The organism is Cellulosimicrobium sp. JZ28 (assembly GCF_015327065.1).
GTDB lineage: Bacteria > Actinomycetota > Actinomycetes > Actinomycetales > Cellulomonadaceae > Cellulosimicrobium > Cellulosimicrobium funkei.
The window spans coordinates 3,580,399-3,603,933 of the sequence record NZ_CP017660.1; the positions used below are offsets into that span (position 1 = coordinate 3,580,399).

At 74.7% G+C, this 23,535-nt stretch carries 19 protein-coding genes; 3 read left to right on the forward strand and 16 right to left on the reverse strand.

Annotated elements, in window-relative coordinates; genetic code table 11:
* Positions 1-3: 3 nt before the first annotated feature.
* The 9 genes from BJP59_RS16025 to BJP59_RS16065 all read right to left on the reverse strand — a co-directional run bounded on the left by BJP59_RS16025 (position 4) and on the right by BJP59_RS16065 (position 10,890).
* Positions 4-1,440, reverse strand: a complete 1,437-nt coding sequence (locus tag BJP59_RS16025) for a DUF1254 domain-containing protein (protein ID WP_194521418.1) — start codon at positions 1,438-1,440, stop codon at positions 4-6.
* Between the two features lie 114 nt (positions 1,441-1,554).
* A complete protein-coding gene (locus tag BJP59_RS16030) occupies positions 1,555-3,273 on the reverse strand; it encodes an outer membrane protein assembly factor BamB family protein (RefSeq protein WP_194521419.1) in 1,719 nt (572 codons plus the stop codon).
* A 21-nt stretch (positions 3,274-3,294) separates the two neighbouring features.
* Positions 3,295-3,921: an outer membrane protein assembly factor BamB family protein gene (locus tag BJP59_RS16035; protein ID WP_194521420.1), complete on the reverse strand. Its 627-nt coding sequence runs from the start codon at positions 3,919-3,921 to the stop codon at positions 3,295-3,297.
* A 101-nt stretch (positions 3,922-4,022) separates the two neighbouring features.
* Complete coding sequence (locus BJP59_RS16040) at positions 4,023-5,153, reverse strand: hypothetical protein (RefSeq protein ID WP_194521421.1); 1,131 nt, start codon at positions 5,151-5,153, stop codon at positions 4,023-4,025.
* Positions 5,154-5,301: 148 nt separating this feature from the next.
* Complete coding sequence (locus tag BJP59_RS16045; protein WP_021483127.1) at positions 5,302-6,021, reverse strand: ABC transporter ATP-binding protein; 720 nt, start codon at positions 6,019-6,021, stop codon at positions 5,302-5,304.
* On the reverse strand, positions 6,008-7,072 hold the full coding sequence (locus BJP59_RS16050) for an ABC transporter ATP-binding protein (RefSeq protein ID WP_083711550.1): 1,065 nt from the start codon (positions 7,070-7,072) through the stop codon (positions 6,008-6,010). The genes BJP59_RS16045 and BJP59_RS16050 overlap by 14 nt, the downstream gene beginning before the upstream one ends.
* On the reverse strand, positions 7,069-8,463 hold the full coding sequence (locus tag BJP59_RS16055; protein WP_228485123.1) for a branched-chain amino acid ABC transporter permease: 1,395 nt from the start codon (positions 8,461-8,463) through the stop codon (positions 7,069-7,071). The genes BJP59_RS16050 and BJP59_RS16055 overlap by 4 nt, the downstream gene beginning before the upstream one ends.
* Complete coding sequence (locus BJP59_RS16060; protein ID WP_043657230.1) at positions 8,460-9,518, reverse strand: branched-chain amino acid ABC transporter permease; 1,059 nt, start codon at positions 9,516-9,518, stop codon at positions 8,460-8,462. Before BJP59_RS16060 ends, BJP59_RS16055 begins: the two co-directional genes overlap by 4 nt.
* Positions 9,519-9,633: 115 nt before the next feature.
* Positions 9,634-10,890 (reverse strand): branched-chain amino acid ABC transporter substrate-binding protein, encoded by a 1,257-nt coding sequence (locus BJP59_RS16065; protein WP_194521422.1) that lies wholly within the window; start codon positions 10,888-10,890, stop codon positions 9,634-9,636.
* 652 nt (positions 10,891-11,542) lie between these two features.
* Here BJP59_RS16065 and cspE point away from each other — a divergent pair.
* Positions 11,543-11,746: a transcription antiterminator/RNA stability regulator CspE gene (gene cspE, locus BJP59_RS16070; RefSeq protein ID WP_009861351.1), complete on the forward strand. Its 204-nt coding sequence runs from the start codon at positions 11,543-11,545 to the stop codon at positions 11,744-11,746.
* A 108-nt stretch (positions 11,747-11,854) separates the two neighbouring features.
* On the opposite strand, the gene BJP59_RS16075 is transcribed toward cspE, so the two are convergent.
* Together BJP59_RS16075 and BJP59_RS16080 are read right to left on the reverse strand one after the other, a co-directional pair.
* Positions 11,855-12,619 (reverse strand): hypothetical protein, encoded by a 765-nt coding sequence (locus BJP59_RS16075; protein WP_194521423.1) that lies wholly within the window; start codon positions 12,617-12,619, stop codon positions 11,855-11,857.
* A gap of 172 nt (positions 12,620-12,791) precedes the next feature.
* The gene (locus BJP59_RS16080) at positions 12,792-16,601 is read right to left on the reverse strand and encodes a TM0106 family RecB-like putative nuclease (protein WP_228485124.1); all 3,810 of its coding nucleotides are present in this window, start codon (positions 16,599-16,601) and stop codon (positions 12,792-12,794) included.
* A 378-nt stretch (positions 16,602-16,979) separates the two neighbouring features.
* Here BJP59_RS16080 and BJP59_RS16085 point away from each other — a divergent pair, with 378 nt between their 5' ends.
* Together BJP59_RS16085 and BJP59_RS16090 are read left to right on the forward strand one after the other, a co-directional pair.
* Positions 16,980-18,002: a hypothetical protein gene (locus tag BJP59_RS16085; RefSeq protein WP_194521424.1), complete on the forward strand. Its 1,023-nt coding sequence runs from the start codon at positions 16,980-16,982 to the stop codon at positions 18,000-18,002.
* 82 nt (positions 18,003-18,084) lie between these two features.
* Positions 18,085-18,297 carry a hypothetical protein gene (locus tag BJP59_RS16090; protein WP_128082896.1) on the forward strand — a complete coding sequence of 71 codons (213 nt, stop codon included), beginning with the start codon at positions 18,085-18,087 and terminating at the stop codon, positions 18,295-18,297.
* A gap of 97 nt (positions 18,298-18,394) precedes the next feature.
* Here the strand turns inward: BJP59_RS16090 and BJP59_RS16095 are convergent, their stop codons facing one another.
* The 5 genes from BJP59_RS16095 to BJP59_RS16115 all read right to left on the reverse strand — a co-directional run bounded on the left by BJP59_RS16095 (position 18,395) and on the right by BJP59_RS16115 (position 23,411).
* On the reverse strand, positions 18,395-19,159 hold the full coding sequence (locus BJP59_RS16095) for an amino acid ABC transporter ATP-binding protein (RefSeq protein WP_043656078.1): 765 nt from the start codon (positions 19,157-19,159) through the stop codon (positions 18,395-18,397).
* A 74-nt stretch (positions 19,160-19,233) separates the two neighbouring features.
* Complete coding sequence (locus tag BJP59_RS16100) at positions 19,234-20,241, reverse strand: amino acid ABC transporter permease (protein WP_034655424.1); 1,008 nt, start codon at positions 20,239-20,241, stop codon at positions 19,234-19,236.
* Between the two features lie 144 nt (positions 20,242-20,385).
* A complete protein-coding gene (locus BJP59_RS16105; protein ID WP_021483556.1) occupies positions 20,386-21,336 on the reverse strand; it encodes an ABC transporter substrate-binding protein in 951 nt (316 codons plus the stop codon).
* 246 nt (positions 21,337-21,582) lie between these two features.
* Positions 21,583-21,750 (reverse strand): methionine/alanine import family NSS transporter small subunit, encoded by a 168-nt coding sequence (locus BJP59_RS16110; RefSeq protein WP_076404313.1) that lies wholly within the window; start codon positions 21,748-21,750, stop codon positions 21,583-21,585.
* On the reverse strand, positions 21,747-23,411 hold the full coding sequence (locus BJP59_RS16115) for a sodium-dependent transporter (protein ID WP_194521425.1): 1,665 nt from the start codon (positions 23,409-23,411) through the stop codon (positions 21,747-21,749). The genes BJP59_RS16110 and BJP59_RS16115 overlap by 4 nt, the downstream gene beginning before the upstream one ends.
* Between the last annotated feature and the right edge of the window lie 124 nt (positions 23,412-23,535).

The following is a 23,535-nucleotide window of genomic DNA, read 5'->3' on the forward strand; positions in this document are numbered from 1 at the left end:
CCGTCAGGCGTCCGGGGCGTCGACCGGCTCCAGGTCGCCGGGCAGCCACGTGCGGTCGAACCACGGCTCGAGCGGCCCGTACAGGCGCAGCATGGGGAACCAGGACTTCCCCGGGACCGTCCCGACCCAGTTGTGCTCGCGCCCCGCGGGCGGCTCCGGCCCGAACCAGAGGACGGTGCTCCCGTCGTCCTCCGTCGCGACCGTGCCGCCGAGGCTCATGAGGCTGGGGTGCGGGTCCGCGGTGCGCAGGAGGGAGCGGGTCTGCGTGTCGTAGAGGTCGACGGACCAGAAGTTCTTCGCGGGCGGGTTCGGCGGCAGCACGAGCCGGTACGTGCGGCCGCCGTCGAGGACGTCGCCCCGCGCGTCGTGCGCCGTGTACGCGTAGGCCGACCCGGCGCCGACCTGGGCGTGCGCCATCGCGGGCGTGATGACCGTCGCGAAGAAGTGGAACTGCGTGCGCGCGTCGAGCAGGCGCGCGCCGTCCGCGAGGAACTCGTACGAGCCGCCGATGAACGCGTCGAGCCAGCGCGACCCCGGGGCGATCCGCGCCGCCGGGTCGCGCGGCGAGTAGACGAGCGCCCGGCTGATCGCCGCGGCCGTCCGCGCGGCCGCGTCGAGCGTCGCCCGGCGCTCCGGGTCGGGCTCGAACGGCCGGCCGTGGACGATGCCGAGCGCCCGGAGCGCGCCCGCCCGCTCGGGGTCCAGCGCGCCCGGCGGCTCCTCCGCCACGAGCTCGGCGACCTCGTCGAAGAACGAGACGTCGCTCGCGTGCACGGTGTTGATGCGGGCGCCCGCGATGTTGACGAACTCCGTCGGCGGCGGGTCCGCCGCCTCGGCGAGCGGGTAGATCCGGGTCTCCTTCATCGCGGGCACGCCGCCGAGCGCGCGCAGCACGACCCAGTTGGTGAACGTGGGCGTGCGGTGCACGAAGTAGCCGTCCGGCACCTCGCCGTCGTAGCCCGGCGGGAGGAACAGGTACCGGCCGCCCTCGCCCCGGTCCGGCCCGGCGATGCCCATGTCCGCGACGTAGCGGAACCAGAAGTCGTCCACGACGCACAGCGACTGCCGGGGCGGCTCGATCACGAGCGGCCCCGTCTCGCGCAGGTCGACGAAGAGCGAACCGTACGTCGTCTCGGTGTTCGCGGTGAGGAAGATGCCGTTCGAGTCCGCCCGCGGGTCCGTGTAACCCACCTGGTTCGAGCGGAGCAGGCCGAGGCTGCGGAACCCGCGCCGCATGGCGACGAGCGAGGCGCCCGGCATGGCGTCGAGGAACGCCGCGACCCCGCGGACGAAGTCCAGCGACCCGTAGAGCCGGTCGAGGGACCCTGGCATCGGGACGCCGTCGACGAGCTCGACCGGACCGAACGGGGTGTCCAGAGGGGAGGGGGTGCTCACGGCCGCGACGGCGGTGGCCAGCGGGTCGGTGCTCGGCTCGGTCATCGCTCAGGCCCTTCGTCGCGGGTACGGAGGCGGGACGCGCGCGCTCGACGTCGAGCGGCTGAGCCGACCGTAGGACGCACCGGGCGGTCGCGCGACCGCGAGCGTGCGGGGGCGTCAGCCGAGGAGGGCGACCGTCTGCCCGTCCCAGCGCAGGAGCCGTCCCTGCACCGGGAGCAGCCCGCCCCAGCTGCCGTCGAGGTCCTCCGACCAGACGACCGACCCCGACGACAGCTCGAGCGCCACGACGCGCGACCTCGCCCCCGTCGCGGGGTCGACGAGCACGAGGAAGGCGCAGCGCCCGTCGGTGAACGCCTGCGTCACCACGGCGCCGTGACCGCGCTCGCCCGCGAGGTCGTCGACGAACCGCGACCACGTCTGCTCGCCCGACAGCGCGTCCAGCCCCACGACCGTGCTCGCCGTCCCGACGACGGCCGTGCCCTCCGCGACGACGTACACCGCCTCGGGCACGCGGGCGCCGTCGAACGTCCACAGGCGCGCGCCCTGCTCGTCGTAGGCGCGCAGGGCGATGCCGTCGCGCACGAGGAGCACGCCCGGAGCGGGGTCGTCGGTCGCCTGCGGGTCCAGCACCTCGCCCGGCACGTCGAGGAGCGGCGTCCCGTCCGGGTCGAGCACGCGGTCGGCGCGCAGCGCGCCGTCCGACCCCTGCCGGTCGGCGTCGACGAGGAACCGCCCGCCCGCGAGCGGGACCGCGCCGTCGGTCGGGGCGTCCGGGTCGTCGAGCCGCTCGCCGTCCGGCAGGAACGACGCCGCGACGCCGCACCCGCCCACGTCGACCAGGGTCTCCGTCGCGACGAGCAGCAGCCGCTCCGGGTCGACCTCCTCCCCGCCGGTCTCGGCGTCCCACGACGTGCACGACCACGGGACGTCCTGGAACGGCAGCTCGCGCCGCCAGCGCACCGCGCCCGTGGCGGCGTCCTCGAGCGTCACGACGACGTCCCGCCCCGCGACGCCGTCGACGGACTCGCCCGCACCGGGGTCGACGGCGACGGGCGCACCGCTCGGCTCGCCCGGCTCGCCCATGCGCTCGGCCCGCACGAGGCCGCCGTCCGGACCGGGGACGAGCAGCGCCCCCGCGGTCTGCGCCTGCCGCTGCCCCACGACCCGCCCCCGGGCGTCGAGCACCGTCACGGTCGCCGTGCCCTCCCGCGGCCGGGGCGGCGGGCTGACGTCGTACCAGGACGGCGTGACCCCCGAACCGGCGACGCACACCACCGTGCGCGACGGCACGGCCGACCGCTCCCACGGGCTCCACGACCCGCACACGGCCTCGTCGCCGCCGACCGGCACGCGCCACGCCTCGTCGCCGGTGTCGAGGTCGAGCGCCACCGCCTCGTCGCCGTCCACGGTGACGAGCAGGCCCGGGAGGAAGGCCGTCCCGCGGTCCGCCGCGGCGGGGGCGCGCCACTGCTCCGTCGGGGCGGTGTCGAGCGCGCGGACCGCGCCGCGCGCCGTCTCCAGCCGCTCCCGCGCGTCCCGGCTCGTCGCGGCGTCGACGACGAGCATCCCGCCGACGACGAGCACGACCACCCCCGTCGCGACCGCCGCGGCCACGACCCGGCGACGGCCGGGACCGGGCGGTGTCTCCGGCGCCTCAGGGGGTGCCCCGGCCGGCCGTGGTCCAGGACCGGACGCACCGGGCGCCGACGCTCCGGGAGGCAGTGGAAAGGTCGTGCCGCGCGGCACGGCGTGCGGTCCGCCGAGCAGCACCGGGTGCGGCGCGTCGAGGAGGTCGAGGTCGTCGTCGACCCCGGCCGTGTCGACGAGCTCGAACGTCCGGCGGCCGTCGCCGCCGTCTCCCCGTCGGAGCGGCACCCCCTCAGCGTAGGCCGGTCGTCAACCGAGCCGGGCGATCTCCGACTGCCCGATCCGCAGGAGCCGGCCCTGGAGGGGAACGGGCCAGGAGCCGTCGTCCGAACCGCCCTCGGCGGACCACGCGACGTGACCGTCGGCGAGGTCGACCGCGAGGAGGTCCGTCCGCCCGTCGTCCTGGTAGGCGAGCAGGATCGCGCGCTGCCCGTCCGTGTAGGCGGTGTCCATCCAGCTGACGCTCCCGCCGGCCGCGGCCTCGACCGTCTCGCCGTCGAGGGACCAGCGTTCGCGCCCCGTGGCCGCGTCGAGCCCGTCCAGGGCGCCGTCGCCGTAGCCCGTGGAGACGACCACCGTGTCGCCCGCGGCGACGAGCACGGACTCGGCGCCGCCGGACTTCTCCGCCCCGCGCCACAGCTCGCGCCCCGTGTCGTCGAACGCGACGAGGTCCAGCCCGTCCCGGGCGAGGAGCGGCGCGTCCGAGCCGTCGGTCGCGCGCGGCACGAGGACCGGGCCGGGCGGCTCCCAGCGCACGGCTCCGTCCGCCCCGAGGATCGCGTGCCTCGCACCGCCCGGATCGCCCGGTGACGTGAAGCCCCAGCCGTTCCCGTTGCCTCTCGGGTCGCGGTAGTACGTGCCGTCGGCGAGCGCCACGACACCGTCCGCCGGGTCGCCGACCTCGTCGAGGCGTTCGCCGTCGGGTGTGAACCAGGCCGTGACGCCACAGCCGTCGACACGGACGAGGTGCGTCTCCGTCAGCGCCCAGAGGCTCTCGAGCCGCGCCCGGATCGTCTCCGTGCCGCCGGTCTCGGACCACTCGACGCACTGCCCGGCCCCGCGACGAACGGCACGTCGGCCTCCCACCGGGCGGCGCCCGTGAGCGCGTCCTCGACGCGGACGACGGCGGGGCGCCCCGGGGGAAGGTCGACCGGCTCCCCGGTGGCCACGTCCTGCTCGACGACCGCGCCGTCGCCCGCCGGTACCTCGCCGACGCGCTCGGCCCGGAGGATCGTGCCGCCGGGCCCGGGTGCGGGCGTGCCGCCGTCGGACGTCGTGTCGCGGCGCCCGAGCACCTCGCCTTCCACGTCGAGCACCGTGACCGTCCAGTCCGACGCGAGGACGCGCCCGGTCTCGCGCTCGATCGTCAGCTCGTCGTCCTCCCCCGAGGCGACCTCGTCGGGGACGACCGGCGCCACGCACGCGATCGTCGACCCCGGCTCGCCGAAGGGCAGCGACCAGAAGAACAGTCCCCCGCAGGACGCGTACGCGCCGACGTCGACGCGCCAGCGCTCCGCCCCGTCGTCGAGCGAGCGGGCGACGGCGGTCCCGTCCTCGACCGTCACGACCGCCCCGGGCAGGAGCGCGAGCCCGCCCGAGACCTCGACGTCGGCCGTCCAGCGCTCGACGGGCGCGTCGGGCAGCGGCTCCAGGCCGCCGGGCGCGGCCCGCAGGCGCTCCAGGTCGGCCCGGCCCTGCCACGTGTCCACCGCGAGCATGCCGCCCAGCACGAGCGCGACCCCCGCCGCGACCCCCGCGACGACCGCCGCAGGCCATCCTCGCCGGGGCGGTCCACCCTCGGCCGGGTCGCTCTCAGCAGGGTCGCTCTCCGCCGGGTCGCTCTCCGCCGGGTCGTCGTCGACCGACGCACGTCCGGGCGGGCCGTCGGGTCCCGCGGGACCGTCCGTCGCCCCGAGGGCGGCACGGACGCCCGCCGTCGCGCCCGGCGTCCAGGTCGTGCCCCCCGTCGCGCCGGACGGCACGCCGCGCGGCCCGCCCGGCGAGACCGGGCCCGGGCCGCCGAGGGCGTCGTCGTCCGCGTCGACGTCGTCGGACTCGACCAGCTCGAAGGTCAGTCGGTCCCGGGCGTCACGTCGTCGGAGCGGCACGCAGTCAGCCTAGGGCAGCGCCCGGCGGCCGACTCGCCCCCGGCCGGGCCCGCCCCTGGGCGCGCCTAACCAGGCCGGACCCGCCCCCGGCCGCGCCCGACCCGGGCGGACCGGCCCGGCGGCGCGTCCGGCCGGGACGGGATGCCCGTCAGGCGACGCCGAGGTACGCCTCCTTGATGCTCGAGTCCGCGAGCAGCTCGCGCCCGCCGCCGCTGCGCACGACCTCACCCGTCTCGAGCACATACGCGCGGTGCGAGCGCGACAGCGCCTGCTGCGCGTTCTGCTCGACGAGCAGCACCGTCGTCCCCTGCGCGTTGATCTCCGACACGATGCGGAAGATCTGCTGGATGACCATGGGCGCGAGCCCCATCGACGGCTCGTCGAGGAGCAGCAGCCGCGGCCGGGCCATGAGCGCGCGCCCGATCGCGAGCATCTGCTGCTCGCCGCCCGACATGGTGCCGCCCACCTGCTCCTTGCGCTCCGCGAGCCGCGGGAAGAGGTCGAAGACGCGCTCGACCGTCTCGTCGTGCTCGGCCTTCGACGCGAACGTGCGCGCGTAGGCGCCCATCTCCAGGTTCTCGACGACCGTCATGCCGGGGAAGATGCCGCGGCCCTCGGGCGCCTGCACGATGCCCTCGAGCACGCGCAGGTGCGCCTTCATCTTCGTGATGTCCTTGCCGTCGAAGAGCACCTTGCCGCGCGCCACCGGGCGGATGCCCGAGATGGCGCGCATCGTCGTGGTCTTCCCGGCGCCGTTGGCCCCGATGAGAGTGACGAGCTCGCCCTCCTCGACGGTGATCGAGATGCCGCGCACGGCCTCGATGCGCCCGTAGGCGACCGTCATGTCCTGCAGCTCAAGCAGGGGCATGGCCGCTGCCTCCTTCGGTGGTGGGGGCCGCGGGCCCGACGCCGTCCGGGCCGTCCAGCTCCTCGTCGGGCACGCCGAGGTACGCCGCGACGACCTTGGGGTCGTTCGTGACCTCGTCCGGCGTGCCGTCCGCGATGACGCGCCCGAACTCGAGCACGACGATCCGGTCGGTCACCCCGCGCACGAGGCGCATGTCGTGCTCGATGAGCAGCACGGTGTACCCGTCGTCGCGGATGTGGCGGATGAGGTCCATGAGGGACTCCTTCTCCGCCGGGTTGAAGCCCGCCGCCGGCTCGTCGAGGCACAGCAGCTTCGGCTCGGTCGCCAGGGCCCGCGCGATCTCGAGCCGGCGCTGGTCGCCGTACGAGAGGTTGCGCGCCTTCTCCGTCGCCCGCCCGCCGACGCCCACGAACTCGAGCAGCGCGAGCGCCCGGTCGATCGCGTCCCGCTCCTCGCGCCGGTGCCGCGGCGTGCGCAGCAGCGCCCCGGGGACCGACGTGCGGTGCCGCGCGTCCGACCCGACGACGACGTTCTCCAGCGCCGTCATCTCGTTGAACAGGCGGATGTTCTGGAACGTGCGGGCGATGCCGCGCTGCGTGATCCGGTAGCGCTTGAGCTTGCCCACCGGGGAGCCGTCGAAGACGACCTGCCCCTGGGTGGGCCGGTAGACGCCCGTCATCGCGTTGAACGCGGTCGTCTTGCCCGCACCGTTCGGTCCGATGAGCCCGAGGATCTCGCCGCGCCGGATGTCGAAGGTCACGTCGTCGAGCGCGACGAGGCCGCCGAACTGGACCGTGACGTTCTGCATCTGGAGCAGCGGCTCGCCGACGCGCGCGTGGACCGTGCGGTCCGGTGCGACCATCGCGTCGACGAGCTCGGGGTTGGCGAGCTCGGGGCGCACGTCCGCGACGTCGACGACCGCCGGCTCCTCGAGGACGGCTCCGGGCATGTACAGGTCGGCACGCGAGGAGTCGGCGCGGCCCGACGACGCGAGGTGCTCGTCGCCGTGCTCGCCGCCCGCGCCGATGCCGCCGGGGTCGTGGGTGCTCATCGGGTCTCCTCCCCGGTCGTGGTGCCGTCTGCGCCGGTCCCGGTCGTCGTGCCCGTCACGCGCGTCGCACGGGAGCCGCCCGACACCGTGGCGACCGCCGGGGAGCCCGGGCGGGCGCCGTCGTCGGACCCGCTCCGCGTGACGGCCTGCGCCGCGCGGCGCGCGGCGACGTAGAGCTCGCGCCCGTAGGCGAGGAGCTTCTGCCGGACGGGGAGGAGCCCTTGCGGACGGAAGATCATGAGCACGACCAGCGCGATCCCGAAGAACAGGTACCGGTAGCTCGCGATCTCGTTGCCGTTGATCGGGATGCCGAACAGCTCCGTGCGGCCGAGGAAGAAGTTCGGCAGGTACACGATGATGAACGCGCCGAGGATCACCCCGAGCTTGTTCCCCTGGCCGCCGAGCACGACGGCGCACAGGAAGAGCACGGAGTTGATGACGTTGAAGTTCGTCGGGATGACGAACTGGACCTGCCCGGCGTAGAGCGCGCCCGCGACACCGCCGATCGACGCCCCGATGACGAACGCCCACAGCTTGAAGCGGAACGTCGGGACGCCCATGATCTCGGCCGCGTCCTCGTCCTCGCGGATCGCGACCCAGGCGCGCCCGACGCGCGAGCGCTCCAGGTTCCCCACGAGCAGCAGCGAGATGACGATGAACACGAGGCTCAGCCAGTACCACCACACGCCCGAGTTGAGCGTGCCCGCGGCGTTCCCCGCGGAGAAGACGCCGTTGGGCAGCTCCTCCGTGACGCCCACCCGGGGGTAGGCGACGCCGCGCAGGCCCTGGCCGCCGCCCGTCAGCTCGTCGAGGTTGTCCGCGAGGAGGCGGACGATCTCGCCGAAGCCGAGCGTGACGATGGCGAGGTAGTCGCCGCGCAGGCGCAGCGTCGGTGAGCCGAGGATCAGCCCGGACAACGACGTGATCGCGACCGCGATCGGCAGCGCCGCGAGCCACGCCCAGTCCTTCGACAGCCACTCGTCGGTCTGGTTCCACGGGCTGTCGGGGCTCGTGAGGATCGCGACCGTGTACGCGCCGATGGCGTAGAAGCCGACGTAGCCGAGGTCGAGCAGGCCCGCCTGGCCCACCACGACGTTGAGGCCGATGGCGATGAGCGCGATCATGCCGAACTGCGCCATCACCCCGCCGAAGTTGGTGCCCACCGTGGTGAGCACCGGGATGTTGAGGATCGGCACGAGCGCCAGGAAGAGGAGGAACGGCACGCCGATCGCCCACTGCGTGGGCCGGGCCTGGGCGTCCCACCACAGGCGCAGCCGGTCGCCGACTCCGCTGTGCGGCCGGTCCTTCGTCGCGACGCGGCCGGCGGGCGGCATCGCGGTGGGGCGACCGCCGTCGGGCGCGGGGCCGGGTGCAGGTGTCGAGGTGCTCATGCGCGGGCCCTCCCCAGCGACTCCCCGAGGATGCCCGTCGGGCGGAACATCAGGACGATGATGAGGAGCGCGAACGCGACCACGTCGCGCCACTCCGTGCCGAACACGACCTGGCCGTAGTTCTCCATGACGCCGAGCAGCAGGCCACCGAGCAGCGCGCCGCGCAGGTTGCCGATGCCGCCGAGCACCGCGGCGCAGAACGCCTTGATGCCGAGGATGAAGCCGCCGGAGTAGATGATCCCGTTCGGCACGCGCAGCGTGTAGAGCAGCGCGGCCGCACCGGCGAGGATGCCGCCGATGAGGAACGTCAGCATGATGACGCGCTCGCGCGAGACGCCCATGAGGGTCGCGGTCACCGGGTCCTGCGCGACGGCGCGGATGCCGCGGCCGAACTTCGTCCGGTTGATGAACATGTCCGTCGCGAGCGCGAGGACCAGCGCCGACAGGATGATGACGAGCGTGATGTTCGTGACCGGCGCGCCGCCGATCGTGAACTGCACCTCGGGCTGGACGAGCCGGATCGGCTGCTGCGCGTTGACGCCGCCGAGCGTGCCGCCCGTGAGCTTCGGCAGCACGAAGTGCACGAACTCCTGGATGATGAACGACATCCCGATCGCGGTGATGAGGAAGACGAGCGCCGGTGCGCCGCGCCGTCGCAGCGGCCGGTACGCCACGCGTTCCAGGCCGACGGCGGCACCGCCCGCGACGAGCATCCCGCCGAGCATCGCGATGCCGAGGTAGAGCACCGTCAGGGCGATGCCCTTGTCGTACGCGTTCCCGCTCGGGTAGAAGCCGAGCAGCATGAGCGTCGCGTACTGCCCGAACATGCCGAGCATGAAGACCTCGGAGTGGGCGAAGTTGATGAGCCGCAGCACGCCGTAGACGAGCGTGTAGCCGACGGCGACGAGCGCGTAGATCGCGCCGTAGGTGAGGCCCTCGATGGTGAGGCCCCAGAAGTTCCGGGCGAGGCCCGCGATGTTGAAGTCGATGAGGGACTGGTGGACGAGGGGGCCGGCGGTCGCGCTGTGCATCAGCGCGTCAGCAAGAGCGGGCATGACGCTCCCTGGTTTCGTTCTCTGGGGTACGAGGTCGTGGTCCACGACGGGCGCCCCGCCGACCGGTCCCCGCGCGGGGCGGGGACGTCGGGGCGGGGCGCCCGTCGTCGTCGGACTACTGGACCTCGTAGATCCAGATGAGCGCGGAGGCGAGCTCGCCCGTGTCGTCCCACTCGTAGGCGCGGGCCAGGCCCTCGCCGGAGTAGTTCGCCACGTAGTCGATCAGGCCCGCACGGTCGGTCACGCCCGAGGCGATGCCCGTGAGCATGATCGTCGCGAGGTCGTAGCCCTCGACCGAGTACACGCCCGGCGCCTGGCCGTTCGTCTCCTCGTAGGTGGCCGCGAAGTCCTCCGGGGCCGGGCCGCACGGGCAGGAGAGGATCGCGCCCTTCGACGCGGCACCCGCCTGCGAGACGAACTGCGGGTCGTTCGTGCCGTCCGCCGAGACGAACGGGATGTCGACGCCGCCGTCGCGCAGGCCCTGCACGAACGGCGCGGCCTCCGCGTAGTAGCCGGCGTAGAAGACGGCGTCCGCGTCGGCGCCGGAGATGATCTGGACGGCGGCCGAGAAGTCCTTGTCGCCGGTCTTCACCTCGGCGGCGCAGTCCTCGTTCGCGGCGTCGCCCAGGCCCTCGGTGATCTGCTGGGCGAGGCCGATGCCGTAGTCCGAGTTGTCGGAGACGACGCAGACGCTGCCGAAGTCCTTCGTGTTGACGAGGTACTTCGCGACCGACGGGCCCTGGACGGCGTCGTTCGCGAGACCGCGGAAGAAGTTCGTCCAGCCGTTCTTCGTGAGGTCGGGGTTGGTCGCCGACGCCGTGAGCGACAGCAGGCCCGCCTGGTTGAACACGTCGCCCGTGGCGGCCGTCTCGCCCGAGAACGCGGGGCCGAGCAGACCGAGCACGCTCGCGTCGCCGACGATCTGCGGCGCGACCTGGGTCGCCTTCTGCGGGTCGCCCTCGGTGTCGAACGGCTTGAGCGTGACCTGGCAGCCCGGGTTCGCCTCGTTGAACGCGTCCACCGCGACCTGGGCGCCGTACTGGATGTTGAGTCCGAGCGCGGCGTTCGGGCCCGTGAGAGCTCCGGCCACCGCGATCGAGGTGCCCTCGGCGCACTCGGCGCTGCCGTCACCGGCGGGGTCCGCCGGGTTGCCGGCCGCGGTCGCCTCGACCTCGGCGCCGTCGATGTCGATCTGGACCGACGGGACGATGCTCAGGTCGGCCGAGCCGCCGCCGTCGTCGGTCTCGGTCGACGTCCCGGTCGTCTCGTCGTCGCCGCCGCCCTGGGACTGGGGACCGCAGGCGGTGAGGACGAGGGTGGCCGCGAGGAGCAGGGCGGCACCCCCGCTCGCCCGTCGTGCTGTGCGATGCATGCCAACCTCCGTGGTCCTGATCCCCGCGGAGGCAGCCAAGCCGCCTCTCTCCGCGGTCGATCGCTGAATTCAACACTGAATTGCGTGCTGAATAGTGACACAGGTCACCCGGGGACGAAACCTCCCCGCGGTCGCGCCGTCCGGAGCCCTCCGCGGCATCTCGGAGGGCTCCGGACCCACGAATCCGCGGGAGGGGGCGCCTCCGCGTTCCTGGGTGACGCGAACGTAGGCGGATCGGGTTTCGTGGGACGCAGGGAGTTGTTACCGACTCGTAACGCAAGGGTCTCGTTTCGTTCCGTGAACGGTACGAACGTCCCGTTCTGAGCCCTCGACGCACTCCCCGGCGACGCTCTCCGGGCACCTCACGGAGAGTGCCCGGGGACCTTCCGGGCGCCTCCACGCGCGCTCCCTGCACCTGCCACCGCGGACGCCGCGGGGGTCGGCACAACAGCTTGCGGCAACCCATGGCCAAGAGGGGGCCTACCATGTACGGTTGTCTCCGAGATTGCAGTGCCTCGCTTGTCCTCGCGTCGACGTGACCGCCACCCGGCGGGTGCCCGGCGGACCTTGTTACCCAAGAGTTGACGACGAACACCGTGATGTACTCCCCTGCGCCCGCGGGGGGTGTTTCCACACTCTTGAAGGAGTAACAATGGCTACCGGAACCGTGAAGTGGTTCAACAGCGAGAAGGGCTACGGCTTCATCGCCCCCGAGGACGGCTCGGCCGACGTGTTCGCGCACTACTCCGCGATCCAGTCGCAGGGCTTCCGCACGCTGGAGGAGAACCAGCGCGTCGAGTTCGACGTGACGCAGGGCCCGAAGGGCCCGCAGGCGGAGAACATCCGCCCCGTCTGACCCGATCTCCTCGGTAGCGGCTCGCCGCACCGATCGATCGTTCCTCGAGTGCCCCCGACCCTCCGGTCGGGGGCACTCGTGCGTTCCGGGCAGCGAGGCGGGGCGGCCTCAGAACTCGCCGAAGCCGCCGAAGTCGTCGAAGCCGCCGCCGTCGAAACCGCCGCCGAAGCCGCCGTCGTCGAAGCCGCCACCGCCCGCCGGGTCCCCGCCCGACGCCTCGACGGCGCCGCCGTCAGCGCCGCCCTCGGCGGCGCCCGGGTCCTCGCCCGCGCCCGGGTCCTCGGCAGCCGCGTCCTCGGCCACGGGCTGGCTCGGGTCGGCGAACGCGGGCCCGAACAGGGCGTTCGCGACCGCGGACCCGATGACGACGCCCGCGATCGTGCCCAGCAGGCTCGACCCGACCATCGCGCCGAACCCGGGGCCCGCCTGGCCCCGGCCCGCGAAGGTGCGCTCCAGCGTCCCGGGCTGCCGCATCTCGGCCCGCGTCGCCATGCGTGCGAGGTCCTGCGGGGCGTCCGACGTCGCCCGCTCGCCCGCCGGGACCTGCTCGCCGAGCTCGGCGAGCACCTGCCGGCGCTGCTCCGGCGTGAGCCGCGCGAAGGCCTCGGCGTGCGCCTGCTCGACGGCGTCCGGCGGGGCGGTGCGCAGCAGGTAGCGGTAGCGGTCGATCGCCACCTGGTCGGGCGTGCGCTGCCCGGCCGCGGGCCGGGCGTCCTGCGGGGCGCTGCCGTACGCGGGCTGCTGGGCTGGGTACTGCGTCGGGTAGGGGTTCGCGGGCTGCGTCGGGGGCTGGGCGCCGTAGGGGCCCGTGTGCTGCGGCGCGCCGCCGTGGTCTCGCGGCTCGCGGCCGAGGAGCCGGTCCAGGAATCCCATGGGTCGTCCTCCGGGGGTGGGGGCGCCGAGCGGTGCGCTCGCGCCGGGGTCGTGGCCGGGTACGGCTCACTCCCCGACCAACGACGCGCACCGGCGCGCGGTTCCGGCGGGTGCGTCCGGTCGGAGGTTCCGCCGAGCGGTTCAGGTGGCTCCCGCGGCCGGGAGTCGCCCGTCAGGACGTGAGGGCCAGGAACGCGCCGAGCTCCTCCAGACCGCGGGCCGAGCGGGGCAGCGTGTCGGTGAGCCCCGGCGAGCGCACGACGACCGCGCTCCACTGGGCGCGCGACACCGCGACGTTGAGGCGGTTCCGGGACAGCAGGAACCCGAGCCCGCGCGACGCCTCGTGCCCGGACGACGCCGCGAGCGTGAGGATGACGACCGGAGCCTCCTTGCCCTGGAACCGGTCGACCGTCCCGACCTCGACGTCCGGGTAGCCCGCGTCGCGCAGGGCGCCGCGCACCGCCCACACCTGCGCGTTGTACGGGGCGACGACGAGCACGTCGCCCTGCCCGAGCGGACGCTCGTGCGCGACGCCGTCGACCGTCGTCGTCCAGGACCGGCCGAGGACGTCCGCGACCTGGCGCACGACCTCGGCCGCCTCCTCCGTCGAGCGCACGGTGCTGCCCGCGTGCTCCACGAGCACCTGCCGCACGCCGGGCGCGACGCCGCCGAGGCGGCGGGCCGCGGCGAGCGGGTGCGCCCGCAGCCGGTCCTCGTAGGAGAGCGTCGAGACCGCTGCGGCGAGGTCCGGGTGCAGGCGCCACGTGGTGGCCAGGAAGTAGCCGCGCTCAGGGGGCAGCACCCCGTGGCCGTCGGCGAGCCAGGCGAGCGCCGAGCGGTCGACGGGCTCGGGGTGACGGCCCTGGCTGACCTGCGGGAGCTGCTGCGGGTCGCCGAGCAGGAGCAGGCGGCGGGCCGCCCGCGCGACCGCGACCGTGCTCGCGAGCGAGAACTGGCCCGCCTCGTCGACGACGAGCAGGTCGAGCGTGCCCGCGGGCAGCCGTTCGGCGGCGAAGTCCCACGCGGTGCCGCCGACGACCCGCGGGCCTGGTTCGGTCGCGAACGCGGCGAGGTGGGCGCCGTCGAGCTCGGCGTACACGGCGCGCGGCGACGGCCCGTCCGCCGCGAGCTTCTTCGCGACGAGCTCGCGCGGCACGCCCGCGCCGAGCACGACCGCGCGCAGCAGGTTCTCCACCACGGCGTGGGACTGCGCGACGACGCCGACGCGCCACCCCTGCGCGACGAGCCGCGCCACGACCCGCGCGCCGACGTACGTCTTGCCCGTCCCGGGCGGGCCCTGCACGGCGAGGTACGAGTCGTCGAGCCGCTCGACGGCCGCCGTGACCGCGTCGACGACGTCGTCCGCGACGGGCGGCAGCGCGCCGCCCGTCACGCTGCCGACGCCGTCGGCTGCGGCGGCTCCGCCCGGGGCGACGTCGGGCGCGGCCGGACCGGCGGGCACGAGGCGTGGCGGCCGGCGCAGCAGCAGGTCGGTCGCGGCGTCCCGCGGGAGCGAGCCCGTGGCTCGCCAGGCGGCGAGAGCGCGGCGTGCGGCCTCCTCGGTCGCGGCCTCGAGCGGCTTCGTGCCCGGCCCCGGCGACGGGGTGAGCGCGACCGGGGTCGCGTCGAACGGCTCCGCGCTCGTCGGGAGCTGCTCGCGCACGACCAGCACGTCGCGCTCGCCCGCCGGCGTCGCGCGGCGCCGGGCGTCGAGGATCGCCCCGCCGGTGAGCCAGCCCCGCACGCCGTCGACCGCCGTCCGGGCGCAGGGCGGCAGCGGCGGGTCGTAGAGCACGAACGGGGCGACGCCCACGCGCAGGTCGCTGCCCTCGGGCAGCCGTCCGACGAGCTCGAGGCGCCGGGACCACGTGCGCCGTCCCGGCTCGACCTCCCACCCCGAGACGACCTCGGCCTGCTCGACGAGGAACGCGTTCCGCCGCCCCAGCCACTCGTCCGGCGGGAGCGCGAGGCGGGAGTAGTGCTCGTGCCAGAACGGCTTGGCCTCGCGCCGGTGGTACCCGGCCGCCGCCCCGTACATCGCGAGCGCCTGCTCGTCCGCCGTGCGCCGCGCGCGGTCCTCGCCGACGGCCTGCCGGATCTCCTCCTCCAGCAGCACCGCGGAGGACCGCTCGCGCTCCCCGGCCCCGGTCTCGGTCTCGGTCTCGGCGAGCGCACCGGTCGTGGCAGCCGCGGCGCTCGCGACGCCCGGGCCCGCCGCGACGCCGGTCGTCGTGGCCGTGCCAGCCGTCGTGGCCGCGGCGTCGGCGTCGCGACCCGCGGTCCCGGCGACCGCCGCGGCCGCCTCGCGCAGCCACGCGGCGAGGCGCAGCGTCGACACGCAGTCGTACCGGTTGTAGTCCGCGATCCCCTGCAGGAGCTCGGCCGCCTCCTCGCTGCGGCCCGCGTCGCGCAGGGCGGTGTACTCGGCGTACGCGACGACGGACGCGGCGCCCGTGGTCACGTCTCCGGTGCGCAGCTCGTCGCCCATGTAGAGCGGCTCGAGCTTCTTGATGGACCGCGAGCGGTCGGACACGTGCAGCGCCTGCCGCACGACGGCGTACAGGTCGACGAGGACGCCGTCGCGCAGGAGGTCGTCGACCTCCTCCTCGTAGACGCCGTGCCGCGCGGCGATCGCGAGCAGGTGCGCGCGCTCGTAGTCGGCGTAGTGGTAGACGTGCAGGTCGGGGTGGACGCGGCGGCGCGCGTTGACGTGGTCGACGAACGCGACGAGCGCGTCCCGCTCCGCCGCGAGGTCGTGCGCCCACAGGGCGTGGAACGGCGGCCGGTCCTCGGGCGTCGCCGGACGCTCGACCCACCCGAACAGGTAGTCGATCCCCCAGCTCGTGCCGCCCGCGTCCGTCCACAGCGGGTCGCCCTCGAAGTCGAAGAAGAGGTCGCCCGGGCTGGGCTCCGGCAGGGCGAGCACGGGCGCCGGGTCGTCGATGCGCCACGACAGCTCGTGCGGCCCGGATGCGTCGGCCCACACGACCGTGCCGTCGGACGGGCCGGTGCCGAGCTGGAGCGCGGCCTGGCGTCGCACGCGCGCGAAGGTCGACCGGCTCATCCCGGCCGGGACCGGCGTCTCGTCGGTCGCGGCGGCGAGCTCGTCGATCGTCCGGATCCCCGCCGCGTGCAGGGCCGCGCGCTGCGACTCGTACACGCCACCGACGAGGAGCACGTCCCGGCGCGCCTCCACCTGGGCGCGGCAGTCGGCGCAGCGCCCGCACGCGCGGACCGCCGGGTCGTCCCACGGGGCGCGGCCCTCGCGCGCGACGTGCTCGGCCGTCAGGCGCACGAGCCGCTCGCGCCGGTCCCGGTAGACGGGCAGAAGGTCGGCCAGGCGGTGCGACGTGCGCTCGCGCGTGCCGAGGACGAGCGAGACGTCCGGGTCCACGGGGACGCCCGCGGCGAGGAGCTGGTCGCCGTAGGCCGCGAGCTGGAGCAGGGCGGGGACCTTGGCGCGGCGCGCGAGCTTGGCGTCCACGACGGCGTAGCGCGCCGCGCCCGCGTCGTCCGTGCCGGTGCGCACGAGGAAGTCGGCCCGGCCGTGGAACGCGCCGTCGAAGAAGGCGGCCTGGTGCACGACGTCCGCCCCCGCCTCGACCGCGGCGAGCGTGCGCGCCTGTGCGGCGACGAGCTCGTCCCACGAGGTGCCGCGCGGCGGCTCGACGTGCACGACGCCGCGGCCGGTCGCCGGGTCGAACAGGCCGTGCTCGGCCTCGTAGCCCGCGAGCACCGCGCGCTCGTGCCTGGCGCCGAGCTCGGCCGTGCGGGCCAGCATCGCGTCCTCGCCCTCGTCGCGGCGGGGCGCCCGCCCGAGCTGCTCGTCGAGCCGGCACAGGAGCCGGTACTCGCAGTCCGCGGCGACGACGAGGTCGCTCGCCGACAGCACGAGCGCCTGCTCGCGGGGTGGCGCCGCGCCGGCACCGGCCCGGTCGGCCACGGTCGCGGCCCGCAGCACCGGCTCGTCGACGAGGAACACGCACACCTCCGGTTCGGGACGGCCGCCGACGGCCGTCGCCGCCGACCGTCCGTCGGTCTGCGTCCGTTCTACCAGCGGCCACCCACGCGTCCGCGCCACCCACCCGCACCGGCCCCTCCGCCCGCCGCGCCCACCGACCACCCGCTGAGCACCCAGGACCGCCCGCCGTCCTCCGCGTCCCCATCACGCATCCCCGGCCGACCCGTGCCCGGGATGAGGCGATTCGTGCCGACGGGCGGGGCTCCCCTACTGTTCCCGTCGGACGTCCCGCCCGGACGTCGTCGTCGGACGTCGCCGCGGCACGTCCACGCCGGACGGGAGCCCCGCGGCTCCCGGCGCCCCCGCCCTCGCCCGGCGGGCGCCACCGAAGGAGGACCCATGGCCGTGCGCTTCGTACCGCCGCCGGGGTGGCCCGTGCCCGCGGGCTTCACCCCGACGACCGAGTGGCACCCGGACCCGTCCTGGCCGCCGCCCCCGCCCGGGTGGGTGTTCTGGGCCGACGACGCCGCCCCCGCGCCCGGCCCCGTGCCGCCCCCGGAGGCGCCCGTCCTGCACAGCACCGAGCCGCTGCCCGTCGGGTCCGGCGCGCCGACCCGCCGGTCGTTGCGCGCCCGCTCGTCGGGCGCGACCCCGGCGGTCGGCCCCGAGGCCGACAGGACGCGCGTCGCGGCCGCCGTCCCGGCCGCCCCTCCGGCCCCGGGCGCCGTGGAGGACCACCCCGTGGCGAGCTCGACGATGATCCTCCCCGCGCTCGGCGGGATGCTCGACGACCCGGCCGCGCGCCCGTCGCCCGTCCCCGTCCCGGCCGCCCGCCCGGCGACGCCCGTCCCCGCCGCCCGCCCGACGCCGTCCGCCACCCCGGGTGCAGCCCCGGCGGTCCCGGCCCGGGCCGGGCGCTCCGGCGTCGTCCCGGTGGGGCCGCTCGCCCTGCCCGCGGCCGACGACGACGGCGACCACGCGCCGGAGCGGGGGCGGCGCTGGCTCGTCCCGACGGCGGTCGGCCTCGCGGGCGTCGCGGTCGGCCTGCTCGTGGGCATCGGCCTCACGCTCTCGGCGCAGGGCGAGGCGCAGCGCGAGCGGGCCGAGGCGCAGCGCGTGCAGAGCGAGGTCGCGGCGGAGCGCGAGCAGCTCGAGTCCGAGCGGGCCGACCTCGACGCCCAACGTGCCGAGCTCGACGCCGCGACGGCCCGGCTCACGGAGCGCGAGGAGGCCGTCGCGCAGGCCGAGGAGGACGCGGCGAAGCGCTCGCAGGAGCTCGACGACCGCCAGAAGGAGCAGGACGACCGCGAGCAGGAGGAGCGTCCGGGGAACGGACCCGGGAACGGCGGCGGCAACGGGAACGACGGCGGCGACGGGGACGGCGGCGGGGGCGGCTGGGACTGGGGCGACTGGGGCTGGTGACCCGGCGGTCTCCACGAACGCCTCACGGACACGTCACCGCTTCCGGTCGCGGAACACACGTCCCTCACCGACAGTGGGAGGCGTGCTGACGCGATCTTCCTCTCCCACCCCCGACAGCGAGACCCCGATCTACGACGCCCTCGTGGTCGAGCACGAGAACATGCTGCCGCTCGTGCACCTCGGCCGGGCGCTCAGCGGGGAGATGGTCACGGTCGCCCGCCCCACGGGGCTCTCGCCCCGCCTCGCGCCCGCCCACGGGGCGCCCGCGCTCCCGCGCCGCCGCCGCGCCGGCTGAGCGCGAGACCGACCCGCCTGCCCGCGGTCGGCCCGTCGAGGGTCGGCCCGGGCGCCGGGCCGGTCTCGCGAGGCTGCCCCGCCGTGCGGGGCGACGCCTACAGCACGTGGGCGAGGAACGACCGCGTGCGCTCGTGCTGCGGGTCCCCGAGCACCTGCTCCGGGCTGCCCTGCTCGACGATGACGCCCTCGTCCATGAAGACCACGGTGTCGGCGACCTCGCGCGCGAACCCGATCTCGTGGGTCACGACCATCATCGTCATGCCGGACCGCGCGAGGTCGCGCATGACGGCCAGCACCTCGCCGACGAGCTCGGGGTCGAGGGCCGACGTCGGCTCGTCGAACAGCATGAGCTCGGGATCCATGGCGAGCGCCCGCGCGATGGCCACGCGCTGCTGCTGACCGCCGGAGAGCTGCGCCGGGTAGTGGTCGGCGCGGTCCGCGAGGCCCACGCGGTCCAGGAGCTCGGACGCGCGCGCCCGCGCCTGCGCCTTGCTCAGCCCGCGCACCTGGACGGGCGCCTCGGCGACGTTCTCGAGCGCCGTCATGTGCGGGAACAGGTTGAAGCGCTGGAACACCATGCCGATGCGCGAGCGCTGCCGCGCCACGACCTTGGGGTGCAGGCGGTGCAGGCGCGTGCGGCCGTCCTTGGTGACCTCGCGGTAGCCCATGAGCTCGCCGTCGACCCGGACGCGGCCGCCCGTGATCTCCTCGAGCTCGTTGACGCAGCGCAGCAGCGTCGACTTGCCCGAGCCCGACGGGCCGAGCACGACGCACACCGAGCCGCGCGCGACCTCGAGGTCCACGCCCTTGAGCACGTGCAGGTCGCCGAACATCTTGTGCAGGCCCTCGACCTGCACCATCGGGGTGGCGTCGGTGGAGCGGCCCGCCTCCGGGGAGGTCCGGGGCGCCGCGGATGCCGTGTCGTGCGTCCCGCTCACGGGGTCACCTCCAGGAAGGGGTCGTCCTTCGTCGTGCCGGACGCGGCGATGAGGTCCTGCCGGTTCGGCTTGCGCCCGCGCCCGCCCGGGCCGCGCCCGCGGCGCCGCGTCGGCGTCTGCGTGCCGAACCCGCGGCCGTAGTACCGCTCCACGTAGTGCTGGCCGACCATGAGGACGCTCGTGATGAGCAGGTACCAGATGGCGGCGACCATGAGCAGCGGGATCGGCAGGAAGAGGCGGTTGCCGATCGCGTTCGTCGAGTACTGCAGGTCGAGCGTGAACGGCACCGCGAGGACGAGCGACGTCGTCTTGAGCATGGAGATCGTCTCGTTGCCCGTGGGCGGCACGATCACGCGCATGGCCTGGGGCAGCACGATGCGCGTGAGGATCTTGCCGTCCTTCATGCCGAGCGCCTTCGCGGCCTCGGTCTGGCCCGGGTCGACCGACCCGAGGCCCGCGCGCACGATCTCCGCGAGGTACGCCGCCTCGTTGAGCGAGAGCCCGATGAGCGCGCACACGAACGCGGTGAACAGGTCCGCCGTGCGGAACTCGAAGAACTCCGGCCCGAACGGGATGCCGAGGCTCAGGCGCGGGTAGAGCACCGAGATGAGGCCCCAGAACACGAGCTGCGTGTAGATCGGCGTGCCGCGGAAGAACCAGATGTAGCCCCAGCTCACCGACCGCATGACGGGGTTGTCCGAGCGCCGCATGATCGCGAGGAGCACGGCGAGGACGATCGCGATGAGCATCGAGCCGAACGTCAGCACGAGCGTCCAGCCCACGCCGCGCACGACCGTCACGTCGCGGAAGTACAGCCAGACGACGTCCCACCGGAACTTCTCGTTCGTCAGCAGGGCGTTGGCCGCCATCGCGGCGAGCACGAGCAGCAGGGCGGCGGAGATCCACCGCCCGGGCCGGGGGACGGGGACGGCGTGGATGCGGTCGGGGACCGGGTCGTCGGCCGGTCCGGCGGCGGCGCCGCGGGGGGAGCTACCGGTCGTCATGGTGCACCTCGGGGGGTCGGGGCTCGGGAGACGAGCCGGGCCGCGCGGTCGTCGTCGTCCGCGCGGTCGTCCCGGCCGCCGGCCGCGGGCGCCGGGTGGGCGCCCGCGGGACGGCGGGACGGACGGGAGCTGGCGAGGGGGTCGTCAGCCGACGGACGGGTTGAGCTCGGCCGTCTCCAGGGCCGCGTCGCCGCTGCCCCAGGCCCCGAGGATCTCCTCGAGCTGGCCGCTGTCCATGAGCGACTGCAGGGCTGCCTGGATCGCGGCGGCGAGCTCCGTGTCGTCCTTCGCGACGACGACGCCCTGCGGCGCGCTGTCGAACACGTCGCCGAGCTGCTCGAGCTGGCCGCCCGTCTGCTCGACGGCGTAGCCGATCACCGGCGAGTCGGCGTAGAGGACCTGCGCCTTGCCGCCCGCGACGTTCGTCGTGGCGTCGGACTGCGAGTCGTACTGGAGGATGTCGATCTTCTCCTCGCCGGCGTCGGTGCACGCCTGGCTCTGCACGGCGATGTCCTCGTCCTGGACCGTGCCCGTCTGCACGGCGACGGTCACGCCGCACAGGCTCTCGGGGTCGATGTCGTCCGGGTTGCCCGACGCGACCGCGTACGCGGAGCCCGCGTTGAGGAAGGCGATCATGTTCGCCTCCTGCATGCGCTCCTCCGTGATGGTGAACGAGGAGATCCCGGCGTCGTACTTGGTGCCGAGCGCGGGGATGATCGCGGGGAAGTCGGCCGACTGGACCTCGACGTCGAGCCCGAGCGTCGCGCCGACGGCCTTGATGACGTCGATGTCGAACCCGATCGGGGTCTTGCCGTCGGCGTCGATGAACTCGGCGGGCGCGTACTCGGTGTTCGAGCCGACGACGAGCGTCCCCGCGGACGCGACGTCCTCGGGCAGGAGCGCGGCGGCCGCGTCGTCGACCTCGACGGTCGACGGGTCGAACGACGGCGCCGCCGACGTCTCGTCACCGGAGCCCGACGTGCTGCCGTCCGTCCCGGTCTGGGACGCGTCGGTGCACGCGGCGAGCAGGAGGGTGCTCGTCGCGGCGAGCGCGACGAGACCGGTGAGGGGGAGCTTGCGCGGGGTCGTACGCATGGTGTCTCCGATCGGTGGGGGCCGGGCAGGGGCAGCGTAGACACCGATCGTCTCCGTCGTGTTACGTCAGCACCCGGCCCGTGAGGGCAGAGGAACGTACGGGGAACAGAGGACCCGGCGGTGCGCGGCACCTGCGCACGAGTGTGGGGCCGTTCGGCCCCGCTCACCAAACCGGCGGGGACATCGAGGCCTAACCGTGACGAACCGCACCCGGCCTCGGCGCGGTCCGGCGCGGCGCGGCGCGGTCTACGTGTCGCGTGCGGCGGGCGCCTCGTCCTCGCGGTGGTCGTCCTCGTCCCCGGGCGGGTAGTCCGCCCGCTCGGGCTGGGCGCGCAGTCGCAGGATCGCGACGAGCAGCCCGCCCCACACGACGACGATCGCGAGCACGAGCAGGATCACGGCCGAGGTGGTCATCGGGTCTCCTCCCGGTCGGCACCGGTCGCGGCCGTCGTCGCGCGGCCTGCCGTCGCACGGCCCGTCGTCCCGCGGCCCGACGGCGCCCGGCCCGGCCCCGCCGCGGCGTCACCCGGCGGGTACGGCGGCCAGGGGACGAAGTCGTCGGGGCTGCGGCGCCAGCGCATCGCGGTGAGCACCAGGGCGGCGAGCACCATGAACGCGATCGCGCCCCAGCCGACGAGCGCGAGGTACCAGGCGGGGTACCCCTCGTAGCCGTCGACGACGAGCGTGACGATCCTGGACACGAGCATGTAGCCGAGCACGAGCGGGGCCAGCACGGCGACGAGCACCTGCCACCAGGGGCCGAGGCGGAACGTCGAGACGGCGTTGAGGTGGTAGCGCAGCTCCGGTCCGCGCCGCAGCACCCACAGCACGAGGACGGACATGAGCACGGCGGACCCCACGATGCCGATGTTGTTGGCCCACTGGTCGGCGGTGTCGAGGGCGACGAGGCCGGTGGTGGTGGAGAAGAGCAGGACGGAGATGACCGCGCTCACCACGCCGAGGCGCACGGACGCCTGTCGCGGGGTCCAGCCGAACTTCTCCTGGAACCCCGCGGACACGACCTGGAGGATGGACAGCAGCGACGTGAACCCCGCCATGGCGAGGGACCCGAAGAACAGCGCACCGAAGATCGGGCCGCCCGGCATCTGCGACACGATCGCGGGGAACGTGACGAACGAGAGGATCGGCCCGCTGATGCCCTCGAGCTCCCCCACGCCGACCCCCTGCTCGTGCGCGAGGAAGCCGAGCGTCGCAAAGACGCCGATGCCGGCGAGGATCTCGAACGAGGAGTTGGAGAACGCGACGACGAGCCCCGGCGTCGTGAGGTTGGACCGGCGTCGGCGGTAGGACGCGTACGTGACCATGATCCCGAACGCGATCGACAGCGAGAAGAAGATCTGGCTGTAGGCGGCGATCCACACGTTGGCGTCGCCGAGCGCCGACCAGTCCGGGGTGAACAGCGCGTTCAGCCCGTCCGCCGCGCCCTCGAGGAACAGCGAGCGCACCACGAGCACCGCGAACGCCACGACGAGCAGCGGCAGGAACACCGTGTTCGCGCGCTGCACGCCCTTCGCCACGCCGAGCGCGAGGACGACGATCGTCACGACCCAGACCGCGACGAGCGGCACGAGCACCGCCGGCACGAACTCGAGGCTGACGCCCGGGTCGGCGAGCCGGAGGTAGTCGCCCGTGAAGAACGCGGCCGGGTCGTCGCCCCAGCGCAGGTCGAACGAGAAGACGAAGAAGCTCACGGCCCACGCGATGACCGCGGTGTAGTAGAGCGCGATGACGAAGCAGATCATCACCTGGAACCAGCCCAGACCCTCGAGCCACCGCGCGATCCGCCGGAACGCCGTCGGGGCCGAGCCGCGGAAGCGGTGCCCGATCGCGTAGTCGAGGAACAGGATGGGGATGCCCGCGGTGAGCAGGGCGACGAGGTACGGCACGAGGAACGCCCCGCCCCCGTTCTCGTACGCCACGCCGGGGAACCGCCAGATGTTCCCCAGCCCGACCGCCGAGCCGATGGCCGCGATGATGAAGCCGACCTGCCCGGTCCACTCCTCGCGCGGCTGCTGGGTCGCGGGGTCGCCGCCGGCCGTGTCGGTCGCTGCCACAGTTCTCCTCGGTACCTCTGTCGTGCCGTGCCCGCGCGGGCGCCGCGCGGGTCGGCGCGGCGGCGAGCCTCTCGGTGCTCGGACGACCGTAACGACCGGTCGGGCACCGTGCGAGCCGACGGCG